Below are 26,898 nucleotides of genomic sequence, written 5' to 3' on the forward strand. Positions count from 1 at the left end.
TTGTCATGACAGTTGCGTTCCGCCCTCGGCCCAGCGTTGTCCGGCGTGATTCCGGACTCTATGCCTATGAGCGGGCACTGGCCCGCCGTGGCCTGACCCCGATCGCCGGGGTCGACGAAGCAGGCCGGGGGGCCTGCGCCGGTCCGCTGGTGGTCGCCGCGGCCATCCTCCGCAGGCCGATCGAAGGGCTCAACGACTCGAAACTGCTGGTCCCGGCCGTACGAGAACGGCTCTATGACCTGATCATGGACTCGGCGTACGTCGGGATCGTCGTCATTCCCCCGGCGGAGATCGACGCGCGGGGGCTGCACAAGAGCAACGTGGCCGGAATGCGCCGGGCCGTCGCGCGGTTGACCTGTGACCCGGGGTACATCCTCACGGACGGCTTCCCCGTCCCGGGCCTGCCGGCGCCTTCGCTGGCGGTGTGGAAGGGGGACCAGGTGGCCGCCTGCGTGGCGGCGGCCTCGATCGTGGCCAAGGTGACCAGGGACCGCATGATGATCGAACTGGACGCCGAATTCCCGGGCTACGGCTTCGCTGAGCACAAGGGGTACGTCACTCCAGGGCATCGGCTGGCGCTGGAGACGAACGGGCCGTGCTCCCACCACCGTTACTCCTTCGTCACGGTGGCCAGGGAGATGGGGGAAAATGAAATGGGGGCCGGGGTTGCCTGACCAGGCGAACCGGAAGACCGGTACGACAGGAGGACCGCGATGAGCGCAGAGGATCTCGAAAAGTACGAAACCGAGATGGAGCTGCAGCTTTACCGCGAATACCGCGATGTCGTCGGGCTGTTTACGTATGTCGTGGAGACGGAGCGGCGCTTCTACCTGACCAACTCGGTAGACCTCGACGTCCGGACCGCGGAGAACGGGGACGTGTTCTTCGATGTGAAGATGCAGGATGCTTGGGTTTGGGATATGTACCGGCCGGCGCGGTTTGTGAAGAATGTACGGGTGGTCACGTTCAAGGACGTCAACGTCGAAGAACTGGCCAAGGCCGACCTGGAGATGCCGAAGGAGGGGTTCTCGGGGTAGGCGCTTTTTGAGGGCATTCGGGGTGGCTCGGCTTGTTGGGGCGGTGCCTGCCTTGCGTGCCTACCTGGGTGCGGCGTCCGGTGGACGGGCGGTGCTGTCGGGGGCGGCTGTCCGGTGGGAGGGCGGTGCCTGCTGGGGGCGGCGCTCGCGGCCATGCTCCTGCCGGCCCTCCGGCCCTGCCAGCCCCTGGGGACAGTCCAGGCCGGCCCTGAGGGGCTGCCCATGGGCCAGCATGGCCATCTACCTGCTCGACGACCTGCCTGCTCGGCCGCCCGCCCGCTGGGCCGCTCACTCACTCGGGGGCCGGTTACCCCGGTTCCTGCACGCTTGCCCGTGACCAATCGTCTGGCTGTTATGGCTCATTCCCCGGGCCGACCCACAGCCACGCCCCGGGGCCTGCCCGCAGCCAGTCGCCGAGCCCCGCAGCCGCACGGCCCCCTGCCCGGGTCCCTTTCACATAGCCACTCGCGAGCTTCCCAATGCGGCCACCCGCCACGGCGCCAGCCCTCCATAGGCCAAGCACAGCCGCCTACCGGGCCATCCCCGTCGCCCTCTCCAGGCCCGTATCCCGATGGCCCGTATCCCCCTCAGGGCCCGTAGACCCCCACGGCCCGTAGACCCACAGTGAATCGCTAGCCGAGGACAAGCGGGAGCTTCGCGGCGAAATCGCCCAGCGCGGCCTTCTCCGCATCGGTCGGTGCACGACGTCCAGTGCCGATCAGCAGCGCGTCCTTGTCAGAGAACGAGGCGGGAAACACGGCCCCGCCGATCTTCTCCAGCGACGCGCGTGCCGCCACGAGGGTCTCGGCGGGCGGCTCGGCGGCCGACGGAAGATGCGCGATCAGGTCGAGGTGGTGCAAGGTCCATTCGAGCACGTACGCGGACAGATAGTCGCCGACGGTCAGCACCTCGTCGCGGGTGCTGACACGAACAGCGGGCTCAGCGAGTTCGGCGGCGCGGCCAGCGGCGGAACCGACGTCGTCGAGGTGGAACTTGAGCCACCGCGGCTCGCCGTATGCGGCGGCCAGCCGAGGGACCAGCGCATCAAGCGGGTCCTCGCCGGTCGGAGGTTCGACGAGGTTCCAGTAGGTGACCGCGTCCACGGTCGGTTCGGTTTCGGCCGGCGTCACCAGCGTGATCAGTACGTCCTGGGCGTCGATGACCAGATGGCACACCAGGTCTCGAACGAGCCAGCCGACACAACCGGACGGCCGCTCAAAGTCCTCATCCGAGATTTCAGCGACCGCCGTGAGCAACGCCGTCCAGGAGCGTGAGAAGAGATCCACTGCGGCACGGTAATGCCGAACCGGAACGGCGTACAAGCTATTCGAACGCCCGGTTCACGTACCCAGACGGTTGGTCGCTTGTCTCGGCGGCCTCTCGCATTAACAAGCGCAGCTCACCCGCCACGGTCGCACTCGCCACGGTCACCCGCACCTGATTACGCACACCTGCCACGGGCCGGTCACCCGCACCTTTCACGGTCATACGCATCCGGTTATGGGCCGTCCGCCACAGATCACCCGTATCCGCACCCTCCCACGGTCACGTGCACCTGCCACAGAGCGTCCGCCACGGAGCCTCCGCCAACTTGAAGTAGCAGGTCAAAGCGCTGGTGTGACCGGCCTCCGGGATGCTCACGCTGGTAGGGGGCGCATGCTTGAGGAGTAGATCGTCTGTTGGGCCAGTCCGCGCGATGAGGTACGCAGTTCGGTTGGGTGTGTCCGTTTCCTTGCGGCAGACCCGGTAGACGTACTGCCTGCCCGTGCCTGCGGCGCCCTCAGTTCACCGAGCCAGCATGAAAGCATGGCCCTGAACTTGCCGTCCCAGCCGTGGCCTGAAGACCGTCAACCGAGCCCTGGCCACGGCACGGGCACCGGTCGAACGCGGCGTCGCCTACTTGAAGTCCTGGCGGATCTTCCGCAGATCCGATGCAGTGCCAACCGCATGACGTCAATCGCCAAATAAGTTGGCGGAGGCTCACGCCACCCGCACCTCCCAAGGCGGTCACCCGCACTCGCTCCAGGCGACCTGCACCTGCCACAGGTACTCGGGGCGGGGGAGTCGCTCAGGCCGATTCACCCAGGTCGGATGGATCACCAGGCTGTTTCACTCAGGTTGGATGGATCACCAGGTCGGCTCACTCAGGACGGGTGGATCACCCGGCGAGCCACCCGGAGCGGCCGCGCACCTCACTCAGCGCACGGCGTTGGACGCGCCCGAGCCCCTCTCGACTTATCCACAACCCCCGCACCCAACACGACCTCTGTCCACAGAACCTCGCTCGGCCCGAATCACCCACCCCCGATACGCGAAAGTCAGGGCCCGGAGGTGCCACATGGCCGCGAGGAACGACCTCGGCAAACACGGCGAGCAACTCGCCGTCAACTACCTGGAAGCCGAGGGAATGACCATCATCGAACGCAACTGGCGCTGCCGCCACGGCGAGATCGACGTCATCGCCGAGGACGGCCCCAACCTGGTCGTGGTAGAGGTCAAGACCAGATCCAGCCGATCACACGGCACAGCCCTGGAGTCGGTACGACCGGCCAAACTGGCCAAGCTCCGCATGCTGGCCGCCAAATGGCTCACCACCCAGCCCCGCGCCTTCGAGACGGTCAGAATCGACGTGATCGCCCTGGAGCGTTTCGCCGGCGACTACTCCCTGCAGCACGTACGGGGGGCGATCTGAGATGGCAGTCGCGAGGACCCGCAGCGTGGCCCTGGTCGGCGTCAAAGGCCGCAGCGTGGAAGTGGAAGCCGACGTGGGCAACGGCTTGGCGGGGATCCACCTCATCGGCCTGCCGGACATGGCGCTCAGCGAGGCCAGAGAACGGGTCAGATCGGCGATGGTCAACAGCCATTTCCCCTGGCCCGATGCTCGCATAACAGTAAGCCTCTTCCCTGCGAGCCTCCCCAAGCGTGGCAGCCAGTTCGATCTCGCTATAGCCGTGGCAATCCTGGGCGCCGCGGGAGTGGTCCCCGCCGACCGGGTCGCGGAGCCGTTCTTCCTCGGCGAACTCGGCCTCGACGGACGCCTGAGACCCGTGCGTGGCGTTCTCCCGTCGGTGCTGGGCGCGGCCGAGCACGGAGACGTCACGGTGGTCGTCCCCGCCGCCAACTCGGCGGAAGCGGCGCTGGTGCCCGACGTCAAGGTGGCTCCGTTCACCGACCTGCGCCAGTTGGTGGAGTGGCTACGAAGGGGAGACGACCTGCCCGAGTGGCACATCCAGGACGCTCCAGAGCCGCCGCGGCCGACCATCCAGCCCGCCGTCGACCTGTCCGACGTGGCCGGCCAGCCGGTCGCCCGCCGAGCACTCGAGATATGCGCGGCAGGAGGCCACAACCTCTGGATGCTCGGCCCACCCGGCACAGGCAAGACCTTGCTCGCCGAACGCCTGCCCACACTCCTCCCCGACCTCGAGCTGGACCACGCGCTCGAGGTGACGGCCATCCACTCGGTGGCAGGCATACTGCCGGCCAGCAGCCCGATGCTGAGCAGACCGCCGTTCGTCAGCCCCCACCACACCGCCACGGCAGCGGCCATCATCGGCGGCGGCAGCACGGTCATACGCCCCGGCGCGGTCTCCCTCGCCCACCGGGGAGTCTTGTTCATGGATGAAGCCCCCGAATTCCCCCGCCACATCCTCGACTCCCTCCGCCAGCCCCTGGAGGCCGGGCGCGTGACGGTATGCAGAGCAGCAGGCTCCGTCACCTTCCCGGCCCGCTTCATGCTCGTCCTCGCCGCCAACCCCTGCCCCTGCGCCCAGCCCCAGGACCAAGGGGAAAGCTGCCAGTGCTCACCCACGATGAGACGCCGCTACCTGGCCAGATTGTCCGGCCCGCTTCTCGACCGCGTGGACATGAAGGTCACAGTCGCCCGTACGTCCAGACGCGAGCTCATGGCCGACCGCCAGTTCGTCGAACCGAGCAAGACCGTGGCCGAACGCGTCCTGGCAGCCCGCCAACGAGCAGCCAAACGCCTGGCCGGCACCGCTTGGCGCACGAACGCCGAAATCCCGTCCGCCGCCCTCCACGCCGACTACCGCCCGTCAGACGCCGCCATGAAGTGCATGACGACCGCCCTCGACTCGGGCACCCTCAGCGCCCGCGGCCTCGATCGCGTCCTACGAGTCGCGTGGACTCTTACGGACTTGGCAGGCAAACCCCGCCCCGAGGACACGGAAACGTCGACGGCCCTCGCCTTGTGGCTGGGAGTGAACACATGACCTCTTGCCCCGCCGCACAGCCACCACCGGGGCCCCGCGCGCCCGAAGTCCACATTCCCACCCCTCAGGAGCGTCGATGACGAGAGCAGAAGTGGAGGCGAGAGCCGCCCTCATGCGTGTAGCCGACGCTGGAGACCCGACGATGGGTCGCCTCGTCGCCTGCTGCGGCGCCGAGGCAGCGATCGACGCTGTACGCACGGAGACCCTCCCGCCCGATTTCATCGCCCAGGAAACCCAAGAGCACCGCATCCCCGACCCCACCCAACACCGACTGGCGAACCCCAACCGGCAGCACGTCCCGGACCCCACCCAGCACCAATTGGCAGACCCCACCCGGCAACACCTTTCGGACTCCACTCAGCAGCACAGCGCGGACCCAACGTGGCAGCACATCGCAGCCGACCTCACTCAACGTCAGCTAAATGACCCAAGCCGGGAACACGGAGACAATTCCCCCCAGAGGCAGACCACAGCCTCCGGGGGACAATGCGGAACGACGACCCTCACCCGGCAAGGGATCTTCGACTCCACTCAGCAGCACGTCCCAGGCCCCGGCCAGCCACTCGGCACAGCTCTCACAGAGCGCCGCATAACAGAGCTCACCCAGCGACTACGCGCCTGGCGCGCCCGTCTGGAGTCGGCCGATCCCGCAGCCGACCTCGCCAACGGCGAACGAAGCGGCGCCAGATTCATCATCCCCGGTAGCCCAGAATGGCCTACTCAGCTGGACCAACTCGGGTCGCGCCGCCCTCTTGGCCTGTGGCTCCACGGCTCGGCCGACCTGCGCTTCTCCTGCCTGCGATCGATCGCCGTCGTCGGCGCACGGGCTGCCACGGCGTACGGTGTGCACGTCGCGGCGCAGTTCGCCGTGGGATTCAGCGATTCCGGCTGGACAGTGGTCTCCGGTGGTGCGTTCGGGATCGACGGCGCGGCCCACCGCGGCAGTCTGGCCGCCGACTCTCCGACGGTCGTCGTCCTGGCCTGCGGCGTCGACGTCAGCTACCCGACCGGACATCACGAACTGTTCGCCGCCGCCCGCGACCAGGGCGTTGTGGTCAGCGAGTGCCCTCCCGGCGTACACCCCACCCGTGCGCGCTTCCTCATCAGAAACCGCTTGATCGCCGCCTTGTCACGAGGCACCGTCGTGGTGGAAGCGGCACTCCGCAGCGGCGCGCTCAACACAGCCGGTCACGCTTTGTCACTCCAACGCCACTTGGCGGCCGTGCCTGGCCCGATCACCTCCACCATGTCGGCCGGCTGCCACCGCCTCCTTCGCGAACGCAAGGCCGTCTGCGTCACCTCACCCAAGGAAGTGATCGAACTGGTCGGTGCGATAGGCGACGACCTAGCCCCCCAGGCTCGTGGCCCGGTCGTCCCACGAGACACGCTGAGCGAGACGACCAGCCGGGTCCTCGACGCCATCCCCACACGCGGCGCCGCAGGCCCCGCCTCCATCGCCGTAGCCGCCGGAGTCTCCCTGGACACGGCTCTGAGCGCACTGGGCGGCCTGGCCGCCGCAGGCTACATAGAACGAGTGGCCAAGGGCTGGCGCACCCGCAAAACGCCATCAAGGACGTACATGAAAGCCGACGAAACAGCACCCCCAAGGCAGTACCCCTCAGACCTAACCGATGACGACGATCTCCCACCTTCACCCGACGATCCGTGAACTCCCCGCGAGCAGTCCGCACCCATGTGCTGACGAGCCGCCCATGACCGTAAGCGATACTGCCCGGCGAAGGGGCGAAGGGGCGAAGGGGCGAAGGGGCGAAGGGGCGAAGGGGCGAAGGGGCGAAGGGGCGAAGGGGCGAAGGGGCGAAGGGGCGAAGGGGCGAAGGGGCGAAGGGGCGGCGCGGTGTCACTGCCGGTGATCAGCGCGGTGAGCTCCGGCGCCCAGCCGTCGAACTCCTGCGCGATCCGCGCGCCATCAAGCTGTTCGAACGCGAGCAGCTGGCCCGTGACATGCACGACATCGTCGCCCATCCGTTGCCACGTACACGGGCTCGGCCCGCGGGCGCCGCGTGCTGTACGGCTGGACCGGGGCTGCTCGTGGTCGCGATCGTCGCCATCCGTGGTCTGCTCGTGGTCGCGATCGTCGCGTCCGTGGTCCTCGGCTCGCCGAGCGCCGCGCTGCTGGCCGTGTACGCCGTGATCGGCACGATCTGGGTGGCCGCGGGCATACGCCGGTTGTTCCCCGCTCCCGAGCGCCAGTCTGCCAGTGAAACTTTCAAGCATTCTGCCTGGTCACAGCCATAGAACCCACGATGCGTTGACGAGCGTGAAGACGGCAGCCGAGCATGACGCCGCGTTCTCCCTCTCCGAAAGGCACCCCCATGCACTTGTCCAAGGCGATGACAGCAGCCCTGGCCACACTGGTGGCCGGAGCGGCAGTCGCTGTCGCGGTGACCACCGTCGCCCCGGCAGGCGCAGCCGCCGGCACGGGCACCGGTTATCTGCACACCAGCGGAAACAAGATCGTTGACAGCACGGGCGCGACCGTGCGCCTGACCGGCCTCAACTGGTTCGGCATGGAGACCGACAACCGGACCTTCCACGGCCTGTGGTCGAGCACTCCCTGGAAGGGCCACATCGACAAGATGGCCTCGCTGGGCTACAACACGATCCGCGTGCCGTACTCCAACGACGCGCTCAAGCCCGGCGCCACGGCCACCGGCATCAACGACTACGTCAACCCCGACCTGATCGGCCTGTCGCCGCTGCAGATCCTGGACAAGATCATCGCGTACGCGGGCGGCAAGGGCATGCGGATCATCCTCGACCGCCACCGCCCGACCGCCGCGGGCCAGTCCGCGCTCTGGTATGTCCCCGCCACGCCGGAGAGCACCTGGATCAACGACTGGAAGGCGCTGGCCCAGCACTACGCGAACAACCCCACCGTCATCGGCGCCGACCTGCACAACGAGCCGCACGCCGAGGGCACCAACCCCAACGCGACCGGCTCCTGCTGGGGCTGCGGCGACCAGGCCCGCGACTGGCGGCTGGCCGCCGAGCGGGCCGGCAACGCGGTCCTGTCGGTCAACCCCAACTGGCTGATCTTCGTGGAGGGCGTGAGCTGCCCGAGCGGCGGCCTGTCCAACGTGTGGGACGGCGATCCCAGCAACGACGAGGACTGCGGCTGGTGGGGCGGGAACCTGTCGAAGGCGGGCCAATATCCGGTACGGCTCAACGTGGCCAACCGCCTGATCTACTCGCCCCACGACTACGCGACCTCGGTTTACCACCAGACCTGGTTCGACGTCCCCGACTACCCCGCCAACCTGCCGGCCATCTGGGACAAGTACTGGGGCTACCTGTACAAGCAGAACATCGCGCCGATCATGATCGGCGAGTTCGGCACCACTCTGGCCGCGAACGTGGACAAGATCTGGCTGCAGGAGCTCCTTAAGTACACGGGTAGCGGGGTGAACGGGATGTCGTTCACCTACTGGTCGTGGAACCCGAACTCCGGTGACACCGGGGGCATCCTCAACGACGACTGGACCACCGTCAACCAGGCCAAGCAGGCCATCCTCCAGCCATACCTGATCCCGCCGACCGGCGGCACCGGGCAGCCCTCCGATACGCCCACCCCCAACCCTCCTGGGCAGTGCACGGCGACGTACAAGCAGACGAACTCCTGGCAGGGCGGCTTCCAGGGTGAGCTGACGGTGAAGAACACCGGCACCGGCACGATCAGCGACTGGACCGCCACCTGGACGCTCCCGTCTGGGGTGACGCTGGTCAACGGCTGGAACGCGGTCGTGACCCAGTCGGGCACCACGTGGACCGCCAAGGGCCCCGACTACGCCAAGAACCTCGCCCCGGGCGCCTCGGTCGCTGTCGGCTTCACCGCCAACGGCCCGGCCGCCCAGCCCACCAACGCCACCTGCTCCTGACCCTTCCCACCGTCCCGAACTCCCGCTCTTCCCCACTGTCACGGCACCCCGACTCTTCCCACCGTCAAGGGCTGCCGTTCCCTACGACCGTCGCGAGCTCCTGACCCTCCCGCCATTGACCCTCCCGCCGTCGTGGGCGCGCGCTCCCGCCCGCGGCCCCCCGAACGAGCGCCCGCCCCGCGATCCACGATCGAGCACCGCGGGGCGGGCGCTCGCCTTCCCTCCCCAAAGGACAGCACCCCATCGGCCCTCTCCCAAGAACGGCGAACTCCAACGCCCCCAAGGGACGGCAACCCCATCGGCCCCCAAGGACAGTGGCCCCCAACGCGCCTCCCCCCGGGACGGCAACCCCATCGGCCCCCCAAGGACAGTGGCCCCCAACGCGCCTCCCCCCCCGGGAAGCCCTCGGCACTCCCTCTCCCCAAAGGGACGGCAACCCCTACAGCGGGAAGGAGAATTGACCACGGGTCGCACGTAGTGGACAGCGGATTCCGACAAAAGGGAGTAAATCTGCACTGCTACGGAGCCCCCGATGGCAAGCGCGGCTTCTCCCGCATTGGTCGGGCGCGACACTCAATTGCCCGGCGCCATCGCGGAGCCTCCCTCCGTCATTCAGGTGCCGGGCGAGGTGGGCATCGGCAGGACCAGGCTCGTCAGAGCGGACATCGACCCCCTGCGTAAAAGCGGGCGAATCGTGGTGCTCGGCCACCGCCACTAGATGCGCGAGCCGCTCCCGTACGGCCCGGTGCTCGACGCGCTTCGGGACGTCGCCCCGGCGCTCCCGCCCTAGGATCGGCTCCGCCCGCTCACCGGCGTCCTGCGCGGCCACCTGCCCGAGTTGGCCGGCCACCTCCCTCTCGACGCCTTGCCGCCGACGTTCGACGGCCCGGTGAATCCTTACTACGGCCGCTCTGCCCCCATGATGACCTGGCTGCGGAACCTACCTCCAGCCGCCGCATGAATCCCACAGCGATGGTCGAGCTCCTTTGCCAAGATCTCTGGCCGGGGCTGGCGGACGGCCGGCGTAGATGCCACTGACAGCCGCTGGGGGAGCATGGGGTTGCTCATCCCTCCACGGAGGAGGCGCTGCCGCGAGCAAGGGATCATCGAGAGTGGGCCCAGCGGGCGCGGGCACCGCGATCTGTGCCGCTTCCGGCCAGGAGGGCGGGTGGCGTCCCACCAAGAGGGGGATCCACGAGTTCGTTGCCTGGCTTGGCTTCTGCCAGGGATGATCGGGTTCGAGTGGCCGAGAAACCACGCCACTCTGCGAGCCGTCATCGATCCACGACCAACGAGACACCACCCATCGACCGGCTTGTGGTCGTGGATCAATGTGTAAAGGTGAAAGAAACGAGGCGACGGTAGGCCGATATACGGGTAGAAGCCCGGCCGTGGACTGTCGACCGCCTTGTGCGCGGCCCCGGCGGTCGGCGTCTGTGAGAAGGGAGGCGCTTGTGGCCGACGGGCGGCTGGGGGCGGATGAGGTGACAGCCGAATTCGGCAGGTACTTGCGGTTCGAAAGAGACCTGTCCCCGCATACCGTGCGTGCTTATCTCTCTGACGTCACGGCTCTGCTCGAGCACCTGGACGGTCGGCTTGACGGCCTCGATATCAGTACGTTGCGCGAATGGCTGGCCGAGCAGCATGCCAACGGTAAGGCGAGGGCGACGCTGGCGCGCAGGACCGCCTGCGTACGTACCTTCACGGCCTACTGCCATCGCAGAGGCTGGTTGCCGGACGACCCCGGCCTGCTGTTGGGCAGTGCCAAAGCTCCGCGCCCGTTGCCTGCCGTACTCGATCAGGAGCAGGCTCAGGCCGCCCTTGAAGTGCCGTCGGACGGAGAGCCCAAGGAACTACGGGATCAGGCCATCCTGGAGCTGCTTTACGCCACGGGTGTGCGGGTGAGTGAGCTGTGCGCGCTGGACGTCGACGATGTCGATCGGGATCGGCACGTCATCAGAGTGCTGGGCAAGGGCCGCAAGGAGCGGTCGGTGCCGTTCGGATTGCCCGCCCTCCGTGCCCTGGACAGATGGTGCGTGCACGGACGCCCCCGGTGGATCCGCGCGGGCTCGGGGACGGCGGTGTTTCTGGGGGTACGAGGCGGGCGGATCGACGCGGGCACGGTGCGCCGGGTGGTGCACGCTCGCTTGCGTGAGGTCGAGGGAGCACCGGACATGGGCCCGCACGGGCTGCGACACACCGCGGCGACGCACCTGCTCGAAGGCGGTGCCGACCTGCGCAGCGTCCAGGAACTTCTCGGACACGCATCGCTGCACACCACCCAGATCTACACGCACGTCTCGATCGAGCGCCTCCGCACGGCATACCGCCAGGCACACCCCAGGGCGTGACCGGACATCGGTTCGGGATCCAGCGATGGTGCCAATGGCCACGCCCCCCATTTCTCGCCACAGGTGAGTCCCACCGACTCCAGCCCGAGCCCGTGCCGTGGGAAGATCGGTGCCTGGGGCGTGGTGACGCCGGTGCGCATCTGCGTCAGCAGGTTGTGGCTGATGAGCACAGCCGCCGAAGAGTGCCTGGTAGAGGCGGTTCAGATCGCAGGCGTCGGACACCACTTCGTACGCTGTCCAGGCCAAGGACGGAGGCTCCCAGCGCCAGCACGCCGCCGGCCAGGAGGAACTGCCTGCTTCCAATTTTGCTGCTCAACCTGTTCGTGTTCGCTGTGGCCATGGAGAGCGACGCCGGACGTCGCAAGATCGGGCCGTTTCGGGTGTTCCGTCCCGTGGTGGCCGTCGCGACCGCGGTCCCGTTCTTTTTCGACGGCATGGTCTGGTCGGGCAACGGACTGTTGCTGGAGACTTTCGGGGCTGTTCTCGGTGTGCCGCTCGGGCTCGTCCCGATGAGGGTCATGACGTTCGAGTACGACCGTGCGGCCAGCAAGCCGTATTCGCGCGCGGGTTGGACTTACGTGCTCGCCTGGCTGGCGATCACCGCTGGCAAGGTGTTCTTTTCGTACGGTTCCACCGACTTATGGAGCGTGGCATTGGGACGCTGGATGGCTGATGAACATATTCCGGTCGAGTCATTCAAGGCCGCCGTGATCTTTATGAACGTAGCCACCATGCTGCGAGTCGCGGCTCTATATGTGGGTGCGCGCCGGGTGACCTCGCGTAGCGGCTCGTGACGACACCCCCAGATGGCGACATGCTGTACGGGTGATCAGCGGCCTGAGACAACGAGGTCGACCCGGCCCCGCAGATCCACACGATCGGGCGGGAACTCGCCGCCGATGCGACTGGAGAGTCATCCTGGGGCGTGCCGGAACGTGGCCGAACCGCAACCAATCCCGGGACAATAGACCGTAGGGCTCGACTCGTCCGGCGTTGCTGAGTCAGTGGGCCATCACGAGGCGGTAGCCCACAGCCAGGGTGCCATCTCATCCACGAGATGGGTTGTTCACGACTTCAGTTGGGGTCCTGCGTGGCAAGGCCTGCGTGATGTCTCGCATAGTGGGGTCGCTTCTCGGCCGCTCGGCCCTGTTCATCCCTGGTGGAAGCCATACAGCGAGATCGTGGATCCACCACACAACGGGACGCTGTCCACAGCCCAGGCAGGCGGCCGCCCTGGGCTATGGGTTGGTGGTCCTGGCTCTGCGTCGGCGCTTTCGTGGGGGTCGATTGCGCTGCTGTTTGCGGTGCTGACCTCGTGTGGCGCGGGGTTGCTGCGTGCGGGTGCTTCGATGGCGGCGGATCAGGGCGAACAGCAGTAATGCGCTGAACAGTGCGCCCACGCTGATGGCTGAGATGGCGGGTGTCGAGGCGGAGCGTGCCGCGAAGCGTAAGGCCGGGTTGGCGGCGGGACGCCAGGGGATTTCGGGCGAAATGGTGGGGTCGGGAGCAGGGGTGCTACTTGACTGAGGCGGCGATGTCAGCAATCGGGTAGTTGCTGTTGTTGCCGCAGAGGGGGGCATTCCGGCGGGTGCCATCTGGAGGCGTTCGGGGCTTGAGAGTGGTGGCTGCGTCGAGAGGGCGGCGGTGTCCAGGGCGTCGAGGTTCCAGTAAGGGAGGAGGCGGATGTGGGCTTGGCCGAGGAGGAGCAAGGGGTTGAGGTAGTGGGAGCCGCGCTTGAGGCCCCAGTGAAGACACGATTCTCGGCAGTGGCCAGCCGGGCGTTCGATGACTCCGAGGCGGGTGCCGGGCGCTACGCGTTGGTCTCGGCGTACTGATGCGTTGACCGGCAGATACGTCGTGCGTAGGCCGTCAGTGTGCTCGATGGTGACCACACCCCGGCCCGCGAGGGGGGCGGCGAAGCGGACGATTCCTGAGCCGGCGGCTACGACAGGGGTGGTGGGCGCGGCGGCGAGGTCGACGCCCCGGTGGCCCGACAGCCATGGCGCGGGTGGGGGTGCGAAGTGGCGGAGGACTCTGGGGTGTCCGTCCAGCGGCCATCGCCAGGTGGGGCGGTCGGCGGCGGCAGGGCTTGCGAGTGTCATGGGCATCAGGGGGATGGCGAGGGCAAGGAGGGCGGCCAGAAGAATCGCGGGCCTTGAAGGTCCTCCTTGCCGAAGGGACTTTGTTGGCGGGGGATGAGTCGATCTGTCGCTGTCGCTGTCGCTGTCGCTGTCGCTGTCGAAGGGGCGGGGGCGAGTTGCGTTGCTTTGATGGGCAAAGGGGTGAAAGGCGTAGTCAAAGGGGCGTGAGTAATTCGTTGGGTTTTGATCGTCGAAGGGGCGCGATGAATGGGGGCTGGAATGGCTTTTGGGAGTGAGGGGGTTGGAGCGATGCGGTGCTGGAGGGATGGTTTTGGAGCGATGTGATGCTGGAGTGGTGAAGTTGGGGCGATGCGGTGCTGGAAGGGTAGTGCTGGAGAGATGGTGTGCTGGAGCGAGGTGGTTGCCGCGGGTAAGAGGTGGCGAACAGCGAGGGGTGGGGTGGATGGGCATGCGGTGAGTTTGCGGGAGAGCCGGGGGCGGTTGGAGGGGCGAACGTAATTCTGTGGAAAAGGGGGCGCCGGGTCGGTAAGCCTGTGGATAACTGCTTGGCATCGTGGCGCGGGCGGGTTTGGGAGGCGGCATGATGGAGTTGCGCGGGTCTCGGGTGATCTTGAGGGACGTCGTACAGGATGATGAGGCGCGGCTGCGGGAGATCGCGGGGACGCCGGAGGTGGCCAAGTGGTGGGGGCCGGTCGATGAGTTCGACGACATGTTGGCCATCGCGGTCGCCGACGAGGTGATCGGGGCGATCCAGTACGAGGAGGTCGAGGATCCGATGTATCGCAGCGCGGGGATCGACATCTTCCTCGGGCCGCGGTGGCATGGACGCGGATTCGGTCAGGAAGCCGTTCGTACGCTGGCGCGATGGTTGATCGAGGAGCGGGGGCATCACCGGCTGACCATCGATCCTGCGGCGCACAACACGGGGGCCATCAACGCCTACGAGCGGGTGGGGTTCAAGCGGGTGGGCATTATGCGGGCCTATGAGCGGGATCCGGTGACTGGAGAGTTTCACGATGGGTTGCTTATGGACCTACTGGCGGACGAGCTGATTTAGCCAAGCGAGGGGCCGTGTCTGGCCGGGTGCAGGCGTGTGTTCGGAGGCCTGTGCTCGAAGGGTTGGTGGCTGAGGTCGGGGGCGTAGCTGCCTGAGCCGGATGTCACGGAAGGCGACGCTGGATGCTCCATGCTGTGGTGTTCGGAGAGCTTGGCCATCAGGTTGATGTTCGGTCATCGTGGTGCGTCGGGTGGACGGTGAACGTCGGTCGCCATGGTGCGTCAGGTAGACAGGGAACGCCGGTTGTCATGGTGCGTCGGTTCGATGGGGACGTCAGGGGATGGCGCTGGGAGAGGTGTTGTCGTCTGGAAGGGTCAGGACTTCGAGGGCTCTGGTGAGGGCTGGGTCGAGGCCGGGTCAGTGGGGTTCGCGAAGCGGCGGCGGCCAGGGCGCAGGGGAGAGGTCCAGATCCAGATCGTACTGAGTGCGATGCCGACCGCTGAGACGAGAATGACGGGGCGCAGGCCCGCGAACTCGGCCAGTGCGCCACCCGCGAGGCCGCCCAGCGCCATGACGCCCTGTACAGCGAATGTCATGGTGGCGTTGACGCGGCCACGGAGTTCGGGGGCGGCTTCGCGCAGGATGATCGCGCCCATGCAGGTGGCGAACGCGACTACGACGCCGCCCGTGACGAGGCCGGTGAGCGCGAGCAGCGCCAGCTTCCACCAGAGGGGTCCGCTGAGCAGGCCCACTGCCAGGATTTCGATCGGGAAGAAGAGTACGGAGACGAGTAGCACGCGGTTCTCGCCGTAGCGTTTGGCGGCACGGGTGGTGATCCAGGCGCCGATGAGCCCGCCGACGCCGCCGAGGGCGATGAGGGCGCCGATGAGGCCCCTGGGGATGCCGAGGGTGTTCACCATGTACAGCATGTAGACGGCCGTATAGGCCATGGCGAAGAAGTTGATGGTGACGCCCGCGCCGAGGAGGGCGCGGAGTACGGGATGCGTGGTGCTGGCGCGGAGCCCTTCGGTCACGTCTCGCCACATGCCTCGGGAGGGGAGCGGCTCGTTCTTCTCCGGGGTACGGATCGAGCGCAGCAGCAGTGCCGAGGCCAGGAACGACAGCGCCTCCGTGAGCACCGCCAGCGGGGCCGTCAGCAGTTGTACGAGGAGTCCGGCCAGGCCGGGGCCACCGACAGAGGCCACGGAGTAGGAGGCGTGGAAGCCGGCCATGGCCTCCGTTCGCTGCTCGGGGGAGACGATCGCGGCCACGTGCGGGAAGTTCGCGGCCCTGAAGAGCACGCCTGCTGACCCGATGACCAGAGCGACGACGATGAGCCAGAACGCGTTGAGTACGCCCAGGAGCCAGGCCACAGGGACCGTCAACGCGGCGGCGCAGGAGACGAGTTCGCAGGCGATCATGAGGGGTCGGTGGCGTGAGAGGCGGTCGGCGATCGCGCCCGACTGGAGGCCGAAGAGCAGGGCGGGCAGTGAGGCCGCAGCGGTGAGCAGGCCCATTTCCATGGGGGAGGCGGCGAGGAGGGTGACCGCGGTCAGCGGCACGGCCAGCTTGGACACCTCGGAGCCGGTTATGGAGATGGTGCGGGCGGTCCAGAGCAGTCGATAGTCGCGCTGTTTGAGGAGAGGGGTGAGGGCTGGCGCTGGCGGGGCCTCCGGAAGTGATTCTGCGTCCCCGAGTGAGGTCGCGTTTCCAGGAGGGGTTGTGTCCCCGGGTGGGGTCGTTTCCGCGGGTGGGGTCGCATCTCCGGGTGAAGTCGTGTCGCCCGTGGGGATCTGATCGCGCGGCGCGAAGGCAGGGCGGGAGGCGGACGTAGAGCGGGGTGTGGAGGCAGGGCTGGGTGTGGAGGTAGAGCGGGGTGTGGCGGCAGGGCTGGGTGTGGAGGTAGAGCGGGGTGTGGCGGCAGGGCTGGGTGTGGAGGTAGAGCGGGATGTGGCGGCAGGGCTGGGTGCGGCGGAGGTAGAGCGCGGTGTGGAGGGAGAGCGGAGGGCGGGCGTAGAGCGGGGCGTGGCGGCAGGGCTGGGTGCGGAGGTAGAGCGCGATGCGGAGGTATTGGCCGCCTCGTGGCATGCGTTGGGAGTGGATTCCGGGGCTGTCTGGCCGGATGCGGCAAGGATGCGCTGGTCCACGCCGCCATGTGGGTGGGCAGGAGGGTGGCCCACGGGGCTGGGCGAGCGAGTGGCCGCCGAAGTGGAGAGAGATCGCGTGGGTGCGGCGCTGGGTGGGATGTAGGGGGTTTGCGGGGACCTGCCGGAGGCGTGCGTGACGGGGGCAGGCGAAGGCGTCGATTCGTGAAGGGAATGCTTCATAACTATGAAAGTAACCCTTCAGAGTCATGAAGGCAATACTTCACATCGCTTCCGGGTACCTTGGTGCCATGACGCGGGAGAGCCTCAGTGACCCCAAGGCGATGCGGGCCCTGGCGCACCCGGCCAGGCTGGCGATCCTGAATCGGCTGGGTGTCGACGGCAGCGCCACCGCCACCGAGGTCGCCGAGGTCGCCGGCATCACTCCGAGTGCCGCCAGTTACCACCTGCGCATGCTGGCCAAGTACGGGTTCGTGGAGGATGCGCCGCCGCGCGGCGATGGGCGGGAGCGGGTCTGGAAGCCGACGAGTACGCCCCTGTCGGTCGGCGTGCAGCCCGGTGATCAGCCGGAGGTGCGTGAGGCCAAGAACCTGCTGATCCAGGCCTTTCGCAAGGAAGCGGATGAGGAGGCCCGGCGGGCGCTGGAGAACTTCGATCAGGAGCCCGAGGAGTGGCGCGAGGTGACCCGCTTCAGCCGCATGATGCTGCGGCTCGACGCCGAGGAGATGGCGCGGCTCAATGTCGAGGTCGAGAAGCTGTTCGAGCCGTACCTGGCGCGCCATCGCGATGAGCGGGCGGCGCCTCCTGGGGCCAGGATCGCCGAGGCCCAGGTCAATCTTTTCCCGCATGTGAGGAGGGCGGCGCCGGGGCTGCCCACGGAGGACCACGACGCGGGCTGACCCGAGACGGTCAGGCCGGGGCGGCGTGGGAGGTAGACTTTTGGGTGGCCTGTGTATCACAGGCCGACTTCGCATGCCCCATCGCGGACCGCGCCATCGGTCCGAGCCACGGCTCGGCTGGCACGGGTTCGGGGCATCAGGGCGACAGCCACTGGGCTGCCGCGGCACAACCGAGAACTGCGCCCGCCCGCACGGGCGCCCAGACCTGGAGGACCATCACATGGCCCCCGTCGTCACCATGCGACAGCTGCTCGAGAGCGGCGTTCACTTCGGGCACCAGACGCGCCGCTGGAACCCGAAGATGAAGCGCTTCATCTTCACCGAGCGCAACGGCATCTACATCATCGACCTGCAGAAGTCGCTGTCGTTCATCGACCGTGCCTACGACTTCGTCAAGGAGACCGTCGCCCACGGCGGCACGATCCTGTTCATCGGCACCAAGAAGCAGGCGCAGGAGGCCATCTCCGAGCAGGCGGCTCGCGTCGGCATGCCGTACGTGAACCAGCGCTGGCTGGGTGGCATGCTCACCAACTTCTCCACCGTGCACAAGAGGCTTCAGCGCCTGAAGGAGCTCGAGGAGCTCGACTTCGACAACGTCGCCGCCTCGGGGCTCACCAAGAAGGAGCTCCTCATGCGCCGGCGTGAGAAGGACAAGCTCGAGCGCACGCTCGGCGGCATCCGTGACATGGGCCGCGTGCCCAGCGCGGTGTGGATCGTCGACACCAAGAAGGAGCACATCGCGATCAGCGAGGCCAAGAAGCTTGGCATCCCTGTCGTCGCGATCCTCGACACCAACTGCGACCCCGACGAGGTCGACTACCCGATCCCCGGCAACGACGACGCCATCCGCGCCGTCGGCCTGCTGACCAGGGTCGTCGCCGACGGTGTCGCGGCCGGTCTGATGGCTCGCTCGGGTGCCGCCCGTGGTGACGAGAAGCCCGCTGCCGCCGAGCCGCTGGCCGAGTGGGAGCGCGAGCTCATCGAGCAGGGCGCCGCCGAGCAGGCCGCCCCTGAGCCGGCTGCCGAGGCCGCTGCCCCCGAGGCCGCTGCCCCCGAGGCTGAGGCTGAGGTCGCCGCCGAGGTCGAGGCTCCGGCCGAGGTCGCCGCTGAGGCTGAGGTTCCGGCCGAGGCTGAGGCCGCTCCGGCCGCCGCCGAGGGCGAGACCGAGCAGCAGCAGGCCTGACCGCTCCCACCTCGGGTAAGACCGAGGTGGCGAGCAATCGCGTACCGAATCCGGCTCAGTGGAGTGACCCGCGAGGGCCGAGCGGAATCGCAGAGGCTGAGCCCGGCGGCGGGGTCAAGACCCCGCCGCCGGGCTCAGGCCGGGAAAGCCAGGCAAGGGCCGGACGAGCCGGGCACGCAAGGCCGCGAAGGCAGGGCTGCTCACCAGGTAAGACCCCGGGCTCCTGTACGGCAGCCGCCGGCCGTACGAACCATAGGGTGAGTGCCAGGTCATCGGCGCCCACCCGATCCACGACGAAATCCCACAAGGAAAAAAGCAATGGCTTCCGTGAACATGGCCGACGTCAAGCGGCTTCGCGAGATCACCGCGGCCGGAATGATGTCTTGCAAGAAGGCGCTCGAAGAGGCTGACGGCGACATCGACCGCGCCATCGAGCTGCTGCGCCTCAAGGGCGCCAAGGACGTGGGCAAGCGCGAGGCGCGCACCGCCTCCAACGGCCTGGTCGCGCTCAAGCAGGACGGCGACTCCGCCGCGGCGCTGCTGGAGCTCAACTGCGAGACCGACTTCGTGGCCAAGGGCGAGCGCTTCCAGGAGCTGGCCGGTCAGGTCGTCGCGCACATCCTGGCCACCAAGCCGGCCGATGTGGCGACGCTGCTCGAGTCCTCGCTCGACGGCAAGACCGTCAAGGAACTCCTTGACGAGGCCAACGTCGCGCTGGGCGAGAAGATCGAGATCCGCCGGTTCGCGGTGCTGGAGGGTGGCTACATCGGCGCCTACATGCACCGCACCGACCCGGCGCTGCCGCCGGCCGTCGGCGTGCTGGTCCAGCTCGACAAGCCCAACGCCGAGGTCGCCAAGGACATCGCGCAGCACGCCGCCGCGATGGCCCCCCAGTACCTCAACGCCGCGGCCGTGCCCGCCGACGTCGTCGACAAGGAGCGCAAGCTCTTCGAGGAGATGACGCGCGAGGAGGGCAAGCCCGAGGCCGCCATCGGCAAGATCGTCGAGGGTCGCGTCAACGGCTGGTACAAGGACTTCACCCTGCTCCAGCAGGCGTTCGTCAAGGACAACAAGAAGACCGTCGGCAAGTACGCCGAGGAGAACGGCGCCGAGGTGCTGGCCTTCGTTCGCTTCAAGGTCGGCCAGGCTTAGGCTTGAACGAAATTCCAGCCCATCGAACCGCCTAAGAGGGAGGCCGCCGCCGTGCAGGAGAACCAGGAGCCAGCTACGTCGGCGGCTTCTTCGTATCAGAATCCGCTTCGGTGGAAGCGCGTCATGTTGAAGCTGTCAGGTGAGGCGTTCGCCGGTGGCGACCCGCTGGGGATCGACCCGCTGGTGGTCGATCACCTGGCCGACTCGATCGCCGAGGCCGTACGCGAGGGTGTGCAGGTGTCGGTGGTGGTCGGCGGCGGCAACATGTTCCGCGGCGCGGCGCTGTCCGAGCAGGGCATCGACCGCGCCCGCGCCGACTACATGGGCATGCTGGGCACGGTCATCAACTGTCTCGCGCTGCAGGACTTCCTGGAGCGGCGCGGCGTCGAGACCCGCGTGCAGACCGCCATCACCATGCAGCAGGTCGCCGAGCCGTTCCTGCCGCGCCGCGCGATCAGGCACCTGGAGAAGGGGCGCGTGGTCATCTTCGGCGCCGGGCTCGGCTCGCCGTTCTTCTCCACCGACACCGCGGCGTCCCAGCGCGCCCTGGAGATCGGCGCCGAGGCGCTGCTCAAGGGCACTCAGGTGGACGGGGTCTACGACTCCGATCCACGGAAGAATCCCGACGCGGTCAGGTTCGACCACCTCGACTACGGCGAGGTGCTGATCCGCGACCTCCAGGTCATGGACGCCACCGCGATCAGCCTGTGCAAGGACAACGACCTCCCGATCGTCGTCTTCGACCTGATGGGCGAGGGCAACATCCTGCGAGCGGTCCGCGGTGAGAAAATCGGCACGCTGGTGAGTCCCGCAGGCAAATGAGGGAGCGCGCCCGACATCGCCAGCTAGAAGACAGGGAGCCGCTGTGATCGACGAAACCCTCCTCGAAGCCGAGGAAAAGATGGACAAGGCCGTTACGGTCGCGAAGGAGGACTTCGCGGGCATCCGGACGGGCCGAATTACCCCTTCGATGTTCAACAAGATCAATGCCGAGTACTACGGCACGCCGACCCCGATCCAGCAGTTGGCCTCGTTCCATGTGCCCGAGGCCCGCATGGTGATCATCCAGCCCTACGACAAGGGTTCGATGGCCGCGATCGAGAAGGCGATCCGTGAGTCCGACCTGGGCGTCAACCCCGGCAACGACGGGGCGGTGATCCGCGTGTCGTTCCCCGAGCTGTCGGAGGACCGGCGCAAGGAGTACATCAAGGTCGCCAGGAACAAGGGCGAGCACGCCAAGGTGTCCGTGCGCAACATCCGCCGCTCCGCCAAAGAGATCCTCGACAAGATGATCAAGGACGGAGAGGCGGGCGAGGACGAGGTCCGCCGCGCGGAGAAGGAGCTCGACGACATCACCCAGAAGCACGTCGCCAAGATCGACGAGCTGCTCAAGCACAAGGAAACCGAGCTGCTCGAGGTCTGAGCGGCGCGCCGCACGGCCCTCGCCCGGTGGCGGGGGCCGTGGCTCATGGAAGACCCGGGAAGAGATCTGTGGACGAAAGTACGGCTGGCACCAGCCCGAGCGGCGGCAGCCGTACCGGACGGAACCTACCTGCCGCCATAGCGGTTGGCCTGGGGTTGGGCGCGCTGGTCATCGGCTCGCTCTACACCGTCAAGGAACTCTTTCTCCTGGTGCTGGCGGGGGCCGTGGGCGTCGGGGTGGTGGAGCTGACCCAGGCGTTCGGCAGCCGCGGCATCAAGGTGCCGACCGTGCCCCTGCTCGGCGGCATGGTCGCGATGCTGGCCGCCGCCTACTGGGGCGGGCCCGTCTGGCTGCTCGGCGCGTTCGTGGTGGTCGTCTTCGTCCTGCTGATCTGGCGGATGCTCAGCGACGGCACCGATGGTTACGTACGCGACACGACCGCTTCGGTGTTCATCCTGGTCTACCCGCCGCTGCTGGCCGGCTTCGCGGCGCTGCTGCTGGCGCCCGGTGACGGCCGTGATCGGGTGGTCATCTTCATCGCGGTGACCGTGGCCAGCGACATCGGCGGCTACATCGCGGGCGTGCTGTTCGGCAAGCACCAGCTGACCGTCATCAGCCCGAAGAAGACCTGGGAAGGGCTGGCCGGGTCCGTCATCGCGTGCGTGGCGGTGGGAGCCTGGCTGGTGAGCTGGCTCATGGACGGGCAGCTCTGGCAGGGCGCCCTGATCGGCGCGCTCGTGGCGGTGCTGGCGACCGTCGGCGACCTGATCGAGTCGATCATCAAGCGGGATCTCGGCATCAAGGACCTGGGCACGCTGCTGCCGGGCCACGGCGGTCTCATGGACCGGCTCGACTCGCTGGTGACCACGTTGGTGCCGGTCTGGCTGCTGATGACGCTGTTCTTCTGACGGGTCTCCAGTGACAGGGCGCCGCGTCAAAGCCGACGGAGCGCTAGTGGCGGTGTTCTTCCATCGCCTCGATGGTGACCGGCTGGAGCCAGAGCCAGCGGACGGCCTCACCGCCGAAGGCGAATCCTGATAAATCTGGCATGCCGGGTGGGTCGGCGACCATCATGACCCCCGCGTACTGCGGGCCCAGCGGGAACGTGGCCGGCTCGTGATACCACTTGGCCGTGTGCCCGTGCCCTAGCCATGTGACCGAGTGCCACGGATACTGCGACAGCCACACGAGCAACAGCGCCGCCTCACGCGGATCCTCGCGGGTGGCCACGGCCAGCTCGATCCTGGCGTACGCGCCCGGCCGGTCGATCCACTGCTCGACGGTGGGCATCCGCTGGCAGCTCATCCCGACCGTCGACAGCACCGTGAACCCACGGCGCCCGTACGGCGGCCGCTCGGTGATGCCCACAGCCGGCAGTCGCTCCCCGCTCACGTCCCAGTAGCGCCCGGCCGGCCCGAGCCCCCGTTCCAGATGTCCCATGACGAACTCCTGGAACGACGCCCAGGACCCCTCCCCATGCCGCCAGCGCCAGTAGGACCTGGCATTGGAGATGCGCGGCCGCAGCCCTTCGAGCGCCTCGGACAGCGCCCAGGCGAACGGCGTCTCACCCACGGCGTCACGGGCGTAGCCGGGCATGCCCCTGCTCATGTCGGCCCACCCGGGGATGACCGCCAGCAGGTCGTCGTCCTCATAGACCGCGACCCCGTCGCCCTCCTCGAACCACAGCGCCGTCAGCTGCCCGAGCGGCCGGCGTCCGGCCGGGTGCGTGGTGTTGGGCCGGGGCATGAGCGGCGGCAGACCGGAGTTGAGCCTGGCCAGATCGACCACCTCGGGGGCGGGGCGGTGGTTGGCCAGCCACACGGCGCCGTGCACGGCGCCGTCAGGCGAGCACAGGTAAGCTACCGAGGCGTCCTCGTCCCGCTCGACCACGAGTGTCCGGCTGCCGTACGGGTTGCCGGCGGTGAGGACGACCTCGGTCTGCCCCTCGCCAGAAGCCGGCCGGAAAATCGCCATACGAGATGCACTCTAGATCGGCCCATGACCTCATGCGAGAGCTATCGCCACCCGGAGCTCCCTCATGGAATGACACCTGGGAGCCAGGCGTTCACTAACCTGGTCGGTAACCACCCAAGCAAAGGCAGGAACGTGTCCCAGCAGCCAGGCCAGCTCACCTTCGTCGCGCCGCGCAGGGCCAAGCCGGCTCGGCACCTGGCGGACCTGTCCATGCCCGACCGCCGCGCGGCGGTGACGGAGCTCGGCGAGAAGGCGTTCCGCGCCGACCAGCTGTCCCGGCATTACTTTGAGCGCCTGAACGCCGACGTGCACGCGATGACCGACCTGCCCGCGGCGGCCCGCGACAAGCTGTCGGTGCTGCTGCCGTCGCTGCTCACCCCGGTCAAGGAGCTGACCACCGACGCCGGCACCACCCGTAAGACGCTGTGGCGCCTGTTCGACGGCGCGCTGGTCGAGTCGGTGCTGATGCGCTATCCCGACCGGGTGACGATGTGCGTGTCGTCGCAGGCCGGCTGCGGCATGAACTGCCCGTTCTGTGCCACGGGCCAGGCCGGGCTGACCCGCAACATGTCCACCGCCGAGATCGTCGAGCAGGTGGTCTCCGGTGCCCGCGCGCTGGCCGCGGGCGACGTGCCCGGTGGCCCGGGGCGGGTGAGCAACGTGGTCTTCATGGGCATGGGCGAGCCGCTGGCCAACTACAAGCAGGTCATCGGGGCCGTACGCCGGATGGTGGAGCCCGCCCCGCACGGTCTCGGCATCTCGGCGCGCGGCGTCACGGTCTCCACGGTCGGCCTGGTGCCCGCCATCGGCAAGCTCGCCGACGAGGGCCTGCCGGTCACGCTCGCCCTGTCCCTGCACGCGCCCGACGACGAGCTGCGCGACACGCTGGTGCCGATCAACACGCGCTGGAAGGTGTCGGAGGTCCTCGACGCCGCCTGGGCGTACGCGGCCAAGACCAAGCGGCGGATCTCGATCGAGTACGCGCTGATCAAGGACATCAACGACCAGGAGTGGCGGGCCGACCTGCTCGGCAAGCTGGTACGCAACAAGCTGGTGCACGTCAACCTGATCCCGCTCAACCCGACGCCCGGCTCCAAGTGGACCGCCTCCCGGCCGGAGGACGAGCGGGCGTTCGTGCGGCGGCTCGAATACCACGGTGTGCCGGTGACCGTCCGCGACACCCGCGGCCGCGAGATCGACGGCGCCTGCGGCCAGCTCGCCGCCGCCGAATAGCCGGGAAGCCCGGGATTCAGCTCCGGGAAAGCCTCGGGAACAGCTCCGGGAAAGCTCGCGAGAGGTACGGAAAAGCTCAGGAAGAGCGCACGACGCCCTCGATCAGGTCCGCGATCATCCCGGCGCCGCGGCTGTTCAGGTGGACGGTGTCCGTGGTCAGCAGCAGGCCGCGGCTCTTGGCGATCGCGTCGAAGCCGCGCCCGAGAAAGAAGTGCTGCATCGCGGCGGTGGGCGCGAGCAGGCTGTCCGCCCGGTAGTGGACGCGCGGCTCGCCGTCCGCCTTCTCCAGGTGCGCCACCATCTGCTCGTTGAGCGGGAGATACTGCACGAACTGCTCGGCCGCCACCTTCTGTACGATCTCCCCGAACTCCGACGTCCGCCGCAGCGCCACCGAGTCGAGGTCCTCGCCGAGCACCGGCGGCGAGATCAGCGCGATGCGGGCCCGGGTCTCGTCCTTGAGCCGGGTGGCGATGGCCGCGAGATTAGCCGCGTAGCCGTCGAGGGTGGGGTCCTCGGCCAGCTTCCACCGGTCGCGCAGCTTGCGGGCGGTCGTCTCGCCCAGCGTGGCGGTGGCGTCGTTGGTGCCGATGAGTACGGTGACCACGTCGGGATCCTGGTCGACGACCTCGGAGAGCCGGTCCAGCACATGGGCGGAGACGTCGTAGTTGACGCCCGCGTTGATCATCGTGGTGCCCGGCAGCCTGGACTCCAGCATTTTCACGTAGTTCGCGCTGACCTGACCACGCGTGATGCTGTCGCCGACACAGATCACCTTCATGATGCCTGCTCCTCATAGGTGGGTGAGTACTCACTAACCTAGTGGCTAAAAGGGGCACGCGTGACGTTCTTGTCGTGTTTTCAGGGTCGGGTACGGCGCAGCCAGGCGTAGCAGGCCAGGCCGAGCAGGCACCACGCCAGCGAGATGGCCGCGAGTTCGGGCAGCCGGGCCGTCAGCTCGGCGGAGTTCGCGGACTTCATCCAGGTGATGACCGGGACCGTGAGCCAGTACAGAGGCGAGGCGCTGAGCATCAGCATGACCAGGAAGCCCAGCAGCAGCGTCATGATGGAGATCGCGGGGGAGCGCAGGATCGCCCGGCTGGTGAGCGCGCCGAGCGTGACCCCGGTGAGCGTCGCGAGGCCGTACAACGTCAGGACGGCGGCGAACTCCTCAGGCCCCGGGACCGCGCTGACGCCCAGCACCAGGCCCCAGCCCAGGGCCAGCGCGATGAGCACCAGGGACGTCGCGAAGGCCGCCAGCAGGCCCGCGCCCAGCTCGCGCAACCGGCCGCCCACGCTGATCGCCGACATGGCGCGCTGCTGATCCGGCTCGGTGTCGAGCAGGCTCCTGCTGGACCAGGCCAGGATCGGGATCACCAGCACCGCGGCGTCCGTGAGGACTTCGGTCTCGGCGCCCTTGGGGGCGCGGCTGCCGTAGAGGATCGCGATCAGCGCGAGCATGAGCAGGAGCGCCTGGAAAATGCGGTGAGACCGGATGTAGGCCGCGACGCGGAAGACGGTCAACGCGATCATGACTGCTCCTCGGTGACGATGTCGTGCACCCGGTAACCCTCGTCACGCATCCTGGCGATGAACGACCGGACCTCGTCCACCGGCAGATCCACCCGCACCGTCGCCCGCTGTCCCGCCGTACCCTCCTTGACCACACCGTCCACCACCGTCCAGTGCCGGATGGAGGGAAGGTGGCGCAGGCCGCCCTGGTGGTCGCTGGCGACCACGATGGCGCCGCCCTCGGAGAGCTCCGTGACGATGGACGGCAGCACCTCGCGGGTGTCGGCGTCGAGCCCCGCGAACGGCTCGTCCAGGATGAGCAGCCCGGGCTCGCACATCAGGGCCTGGGTCAGCCCGACCTTGTGGGCGCTGCCTTTCGATAACTCGCCCAGCCGCAGGCCGAGCAGGTGAGCCATGCCGAGGCGCTCCGCCCAGGGCTCCCAGCGCGCGCCGCCACGTATGCGGGACATGTGGCGCAGGTAGCCGGAGACCGTGAAGGGCTGTTCGAGCGGGAAGCGGTCGGGGGCGAAGCCGACCACCGCCGGGCGGTCGGTGATGGTGCCCGACGACGGTCTGGTGAGTCCGGCCAGCAGGCGGAGCAGGGTGGACTTGCCCGCACCGTTGACACCGGCGACCTCGATCACGTCGCCGGGATCGAGGTGCGCGTCCACGTCCTTCATGACAGAAGGATCACGTCTTCGGTAACGGAAAGAGACCTTGGTCAATCGCATGGTGCAGTAACGGTATATCTCAGTTCGCATTGTCAGGATAAAGAGCCCCACAATATGAACAGCCCCCAGCACACCGC

Annotated in this window: 25 protein-coding genes and 1 pseudogene; 19 read left to right on the forward strand and 7 right to left on the reverse strand. The window is 67.9% G+C overall.

Features of this window, described 5'->3' with window-relative positions:
- Positions 1 to 5 precede the first annotated feature (5 nt).
- Positions 6 to 674, forward strand: coding sequence for a ribonuclease HII (locus tag LDL49_RS09170; protein ID WP_225290508.1), 669 nt, complete (start codon positions 6 to 8; stop codon positions 672 to 674).
- 39 nt (positions 675 to 713) lie between these two features.
- A complete protein-coding gene (locus LDL49_RS09175; protein ID WP_026215037.1) occupies positions 714 to 1,037 on the forward strand; it encodes a DUF2469 domain-containing protein in 324 nt (107 codons plus the stop codon).
- A 632-nt stretch (positions 1,038 to 1,669) separates the two neighbouring features.
- On the opposite strand, the gene LDL49_RS09180 is transcribed toward LDL49_RS09175, so the two are convergent.
- Positions 1,670 to 2,323 carry a maleylpyruvate isomerase N-terminal domain-containing protein gene (locus LDL49_RS09180; protein WP_225290602.1) on the reverse strand — a complete coding sequence of 218 codons (654 nt, stop codon included), beginning with the start codon at positions 2,321 to 2,323 and terminating at the stop codon, positions 1,670 to 1,672.
- 554 nt (positions 2,324 to 2,877) lie between these two features.
- Between LDL49_RS09180 and LDL49_RS09185 the strand changes: the two are divergent.
- From LDL49_RS09185 to LDL49_RS09225, 9 genes and pseudogenes are all read left to right on the forward strand, one after another.
- Positions 2,878 to 3,005, forward strand: a pseudogene (locus tag LDL49_RS09185) (IS5/IS1182 family transposase); the annotation flags it as partial.
- 370 nt (positions 3,006 to 3,375) lie between these two features.
- A complete protein-coding gene (locus LDL49_RS09190; RefSeq protein ID WP_225290509.1) occupies positions 3,376 to 3,729 on the forward strand; it encodes a YraN family protein in 354 nt (117 codons plus the stop codon).
- A gap of 1 nt (position 3,730) precedes the next feature.
- Positions 3,731 to 5,266, forward strand: a complete 1,536-nt coding sequence (locus LDL49_RS09195; RefSeq protein ID WP_225290510.1) for a YifB family Mg chelatase-like AAA ATPase — start codon at positions 3,731 to 3,733, stop codon at positions 5,264 to 5,266.
- Positions 5,267 to 5,408: 142 nt separating this feature from the next.
- Positions 5,409 to 6,935: a DNA-processing protein DprA gene (gene dprA, locus LDL49_RS09200; RefSeq protein ID WP_225290511.1), complete on the forward strand. Its 1,527-nt coding sequence runs from the start codon at positions 5,409 to 5,411 to the stop codon at positions 6,933 to 6,935.
- Between the two features lie 293 nt (positions 6,936 to 7,228).
- Positions 7,229 to 7,522 (forward strand): hypothetical protein, encoded by a 294-nt coding sequence (locus LDL49_RS09205; RefSeq protein ID WP_225290512.1) that lies wholly within the window; start codon positions 7,229 to 7,231, stop codon positions 7,520 to 7,522.
- A gap of 77 nt (positions 7,523 to 7,599) precedes the next feature.
- Entirely contained in the window at positions 7,600 to 9,162 is a 1,563-nt protein-coding gene (locus tag LDL49_RS09210; protein WP_225290513.1) for a cellulase family glycosylhydrolase, read from the forward strand.
- A 532-nt stretch (positions 9,163 to 9,694) separates the two neighbouring features.
- Entirely contained in the window at positions 9,695 to 9,880 is a 186-nt protein-coding gene (locus LDL49_RS09215; RefSeq protein WP_225290514.1) for a hypothetical protein, read from the forward strand.
- A gap of 766 nt (positions 9,881 to 10,646) precedes the next feature.
- On the forward strand, positions 10,647 to 11,513 hold the full coding sequence (locus LDL49_RS09220; protein ID WP_308016098.1) for a tyrosine recombinase XerC: 867 nt from the start codon (positions 10,647 to 10,649) through the stop codon (positions 11,511 to 11,513).
- Between the two features lie 305 nt (positions 11,514 to 11,818).
- On the forward strand, positions 11,819 to 12,307 hold the full coding sequence (locus LDL49_RS09225) for a hypothetical protein (RefSeq protein ID WP_225290515.1): 489 nt from the start codon (positions 11,819 to 11,821) through the stop codon (positions 12,305 to 12,307).
- 444 nt (positions 12,308 to 12,751) lie between these two features.
- Here the strand turns inward: LDL49_RS09225 and LDL49_RS59105 are convergent, their stop codons facing one another.
- Positions 12,752 to 14,197, reverse strand: a complete 1,446-nt coding sequence (locus LDL49_RS59105; protein ID WP_372470347.1) for a murein hydrolase activator EnvC family protein — start codon at positions 14,195 to 14,197, stop codon at positions 12,752 to 12,754.
- A gap of 1 nt (position 14,198) precedes the next feature.
- Between LDL49_RS59105 and LDL49_RS09235 the strand changes: the two genes are divergently transcribed.
- A complete protein-coding gene (locus LDL49_RS09235; RefSeq protein ID WP_372470351.1) occupies positions 14,199 to 14,672 on the forward strand; it encodes a GNAT family N-acetyltransferase in 474 nt (157 codons plus the stop codon).
- A 314-nt stretch (positions 14,673 to 14,986) separates the two neighbouring features.
- Here the strand turns inward: LDL49_RS09235 and LDL49_RS09240 are convergent, their stop codons facing one another.
- Complete coding sequence (locus tag LDL49_RS09240) at positions 14,987 to 16,939, reverse strand: MFS transporter (protein ID WP_225290519.1); 1,953 nt, start codon at positions 16,937 to 16,939, stop codon at positions 14,987 to 14,989.
- Positions 16,940 to 17,007: 68 nt separating this feature from the next.
- On the opposite strand from LDL49_RS09240, the gene LDL49_RS09245 reads away from it, so the two are divergent.
- The 6 genes from LDL49_RS09245 to LDL49_RS09270 all read left to right on the forward strand — a co-directional run bounded on the left by LDL49_RS09245 (position 17,008) and on the right by LDL49_RS09270 (position 22,282).
- Complete coding sequence (locus tag LDL49_RS09245; protein ID WP_225290520.1) at positions 17,008 to 17,616, forward strand: ArsR/SmtB family transcription factor; 609 nt, start codon at positions 17,008 to 17,010, stop codon at positions 17,614 to 17,616.
- Positions 17,617 to 17,836: 220 nt separating this feature from the next.
- Positions 17,837 to 18,799: a 30S ribosomal protein S2 gene (gene rpsB / locus LDL49_RS09250; protein WP_225290521.1), complete on the forward strand. Its 963-nt coding sequence runs from the start codon at positions 17,837 to 17,839 to the stop codon at positions 18,797 to 18,799.
- Positions 18,800 to 19,117: 318 nt separating this feature from the next.
- Positions 19,118 to 19,951 (forward strand): translation elongation factor Ts, encoded by an 834-nt coding sequence (gene tsf / locus LDL49_RS09255; protein WP_225290522.1) that lies wholly within the window; start codon positions 19,118 to 19,120, stop codon positions 19,949 to 19,951.
- Positions 19,952 to 20,074: 123 nt separating this feature from the next.
- Positions 20,075 to 20,773 (forward strand): UMP kinase, encoded by a 699-nt coding sequence (pyrH, locus tag LDL49_RS09260; RefSeq protein ID WP_225290523.1) that lies wholly within the window; start codon positions 20,075 to 20,077, stop codon positions 20,771 to 20,773.
- A gap of 43 nt (positions 20,774 to 20,816) precedes the next feature.
- Positions 20,817 to 21,374, forward strand: a complete 558-nt coding sequence (frr, locus tag LDL49_RS09265; RefSeq protein ID WP_225290524.1) for a ribosome recycling factor — start codon at positions 20,817 to 20,819, stop codon at positions 21,372 to 21,374.
- Between the two features lie 68 nt (positions 21,375 to 21,442).
- Positions 21,443 to 22,282: a phosphatidate cytidylyltransferase gene (locus LDL49_RS09270; protein ID WP_225290525.1), complete on the forward strand. Its 840-nt coding sequence runs from the start codon at positions 21,443 to 21,445 to the stop codon at positions 22,280 to 22,282.
- 43 nt (positions 22,283 to 22,325) lie between these two features.
- Here the strand turns inward: LDL49_RS09270 and LDL49_RS09275 are convergent, their stop codons facing one another.
- The gene (locus tag LDL49_RS09275; protein ID WP_225290526.1) at positions 22,326 to 23,348 is read right to left on the reverse strand and encodes a suppressor of fused domain protein; all 1,023 of its coding nucleotides are present in this window, start codon (positions 23,346 to 23,348) and stop codon (positions 22,326 to 22,328) included.
- A gap of 132 nt (positions 23,349 to 23,480) precedes the next feature.
- Between LDL49_RS09275 and rlmN the strand changes: the two genes are divergently transcribed.
- Positions 23,481 to 24,581, forward strand: coding sequence for a dual-specificity RNA methyltransferase RlmN (gene rlmN, locus LDL49_RS09280; RefSeq protein ID WP_225290527.1), 1,101 nt, complete (start codon positions 23,481 to 23,483; stop codon positions 24,579 to 24,581).
- A gap of 76 nt (positions 24,582 to 24,657) precedes the next feature.
- Here rlmN and LDL49_RS09285 read toward each other — a convergent pair whose 3' ends face one another.
- From LDL49_RS09285 to LDL49_RS09295, 3 genes are all read right to left on the reverse strand, one after another.
- Positions 24,658 to 25,359, reverse strand: a complete 702-nt coding sequence (locus tag LDL49_RS09285; protein WP_225290528.1) for an SGNH/GDSL hydrolase family protein — start codon at positions 25,357 to 25,359, stop codon at positions 24,658 to 24,660.
- A gap of 80 nt (positions 25,360 to 25,439) precedes the next feature.
- Positions 25,440 to 26,111, reverse strand: coding sequence for a hypothetical protein (locus tag LDL49_RS09290; RefSeq protein WP_225290529.1), 672 nt, complete (start codon positions 26,109 to 26,111; stop codon positions 25,440 to 25,442).
- Positions 26,108 to 26,770 carry an ABC transporter ATP-binding protein gene (locus LDL49_RS09295; protein ID WP_225290530.1) on the reverse strand — a complete coding sequence of 221 codons (663 nt, stop codon included), beginning with the start codon at positions 26,768 to 26,770 and terminating at the stop codon, positions 26,108 to 26,110. Before LDL49_RS09295 ends, LDL49_RS09290 begins: the two co-directional genes overlap by 4 nt.
- Between the last annotated feature and the right edge of the window lie 128 nt (positions 26,771 to 26,898).

The organism is Nonomuraea aurantiaca (genome assembly GCF_020215705.1).
Classification (GTDB): Bacteria; Actinomycetota; Actinomycetes; order Streptosporangiales; family Streptosporangiaceae; genus Nonomuraea; species Nonomuraea aurantiaca.

Coding starts and splice junctions, on each gene's coding strand:
- LDL49_RS09175 (WP_026215037.1), top strand. CDS start 714: ATGAGCGCAGAGGATCTCGAAAAGTACGAAACCGAGATGGAGCTGCAG.
- LDL49_RS09245 (WP_225290520.1), top strand. CDS start 17,008: ATGACGCGGGAGAGCCTCAGTGACCCCAAGGCGATGCGGGCCCTGGCG.
- LDL49_RS09195 (WP_225290510.1), top strand. CDS start 3,731: ATGGCAGTCGCGAGGACCCGCAGCGTGGCCCTGGTCGGCGTCAAAGGC.
- LDL49_RS09170 (WP_225290508.1), top strand. CDS start 6: ATGACAGTTGCGTTCCGCCCTCGGCCCAGCGTTGTCCGGCGTGATTCC.
- dprA (WP_225290511.1), top strand. CDS start 5,409: ATGGGTCGCCTCGTCGCCTGCTGCGGCGCCGAGGCAGCGATCGACGCT.
- LDL49_RS09190 (WP_225290509.1), top strand. CDS start 3,376: ATGGCCGCGAGGAACGACCTCGGCAAACACGGCGAGCAACTCGCCGTC.
- LDL49_RS09215 (WP_225290514.1), top strand. CDS start 9,695: ATGGCAAGCGCGGCTTCTCCCGCATTGGTCGGGCGCGACACTCAATTG.
- rpsB (WP_225290521.1), top strand. CDS start 17,837: ATGGCCCCCGTCGTCACCATGCGACAGCTGCTCGAGAGCGGCGTTCAC.
- LDL49_RS09210 (WP_225290513.1), top strand. CDS start 7,600: ATGCACTTGTCCAAGGCGATGACAGCAGCCCTGGCCACACTGGTGGCC.
- LDL49_RS09295 (WP_225290530.1), bottom strand. CDS start 26,770: ATGAAGGACGTGGACGCGCACCTCGATCCCGGCGACGTGATCGAGGTC.
- LDL49_RS09205 (WP_225290512.1), top strand. CDS start 7,229: ATGCACGACATCGTCGCCCATCCGTTGCCACGTACACGGGCTCGGCCC.
- LDL49_RS09285 (WP_225290528.1), bottom strand. CDS start 25,359: ATGAAGGTGATCTGTGTCGGCGACAGCATCACGCGTGGTCAGGTCAGC.
- LDL49_RS09275 (WP_225290526.1), bottom strand. CDS start 23,348: ATGGCGATTTTCCGGCCGGCTTCTGGCGAGGGGCAGACCGAGGTCGTC.
- LDL49_RS09235 (WP_372470351.1), top strand. CDS start 14,199: ATGGAGTTGCGCGGGTCTCGGGTGATCTTGAGGGACGTCGTACAGGAT.
- pyrH (WP_225290523.1), top strand. CDS start 20,075: ATGTTGAAGCTGTCAGGTGAGGCGTTCGCCGGTGGCGACCCGCTGGGG.
- LDL49_RS09240 (WP_225290519.1), bottom strand. CDS start 16,939: ATGAAGCATTCCCTTCACGAATCGACGCCTTCGCCTGCCCCCGTCACG.
- LDL49_RS59105 (WP_372470347.1), bottom strand. CDS start 14,197: ATGCCGCCTCCCAAACCCGCCCGCGCCACGATGCCAAGCAGTTATCCA.
- LDL49_RS09290 (WP_225290529.1), bottom strand. CDS start 26,111: ATGATCGCGTTGACCGTCTTCCGCGTCGCGGCCTACATCCGGTCTCAC.
- tsf (WP_225290522.1), top strand. CDS start 19,118: ATGGCTTCCGTGAACATGGCCGACGTCAAGCGGCTTCGCGAGATCACC.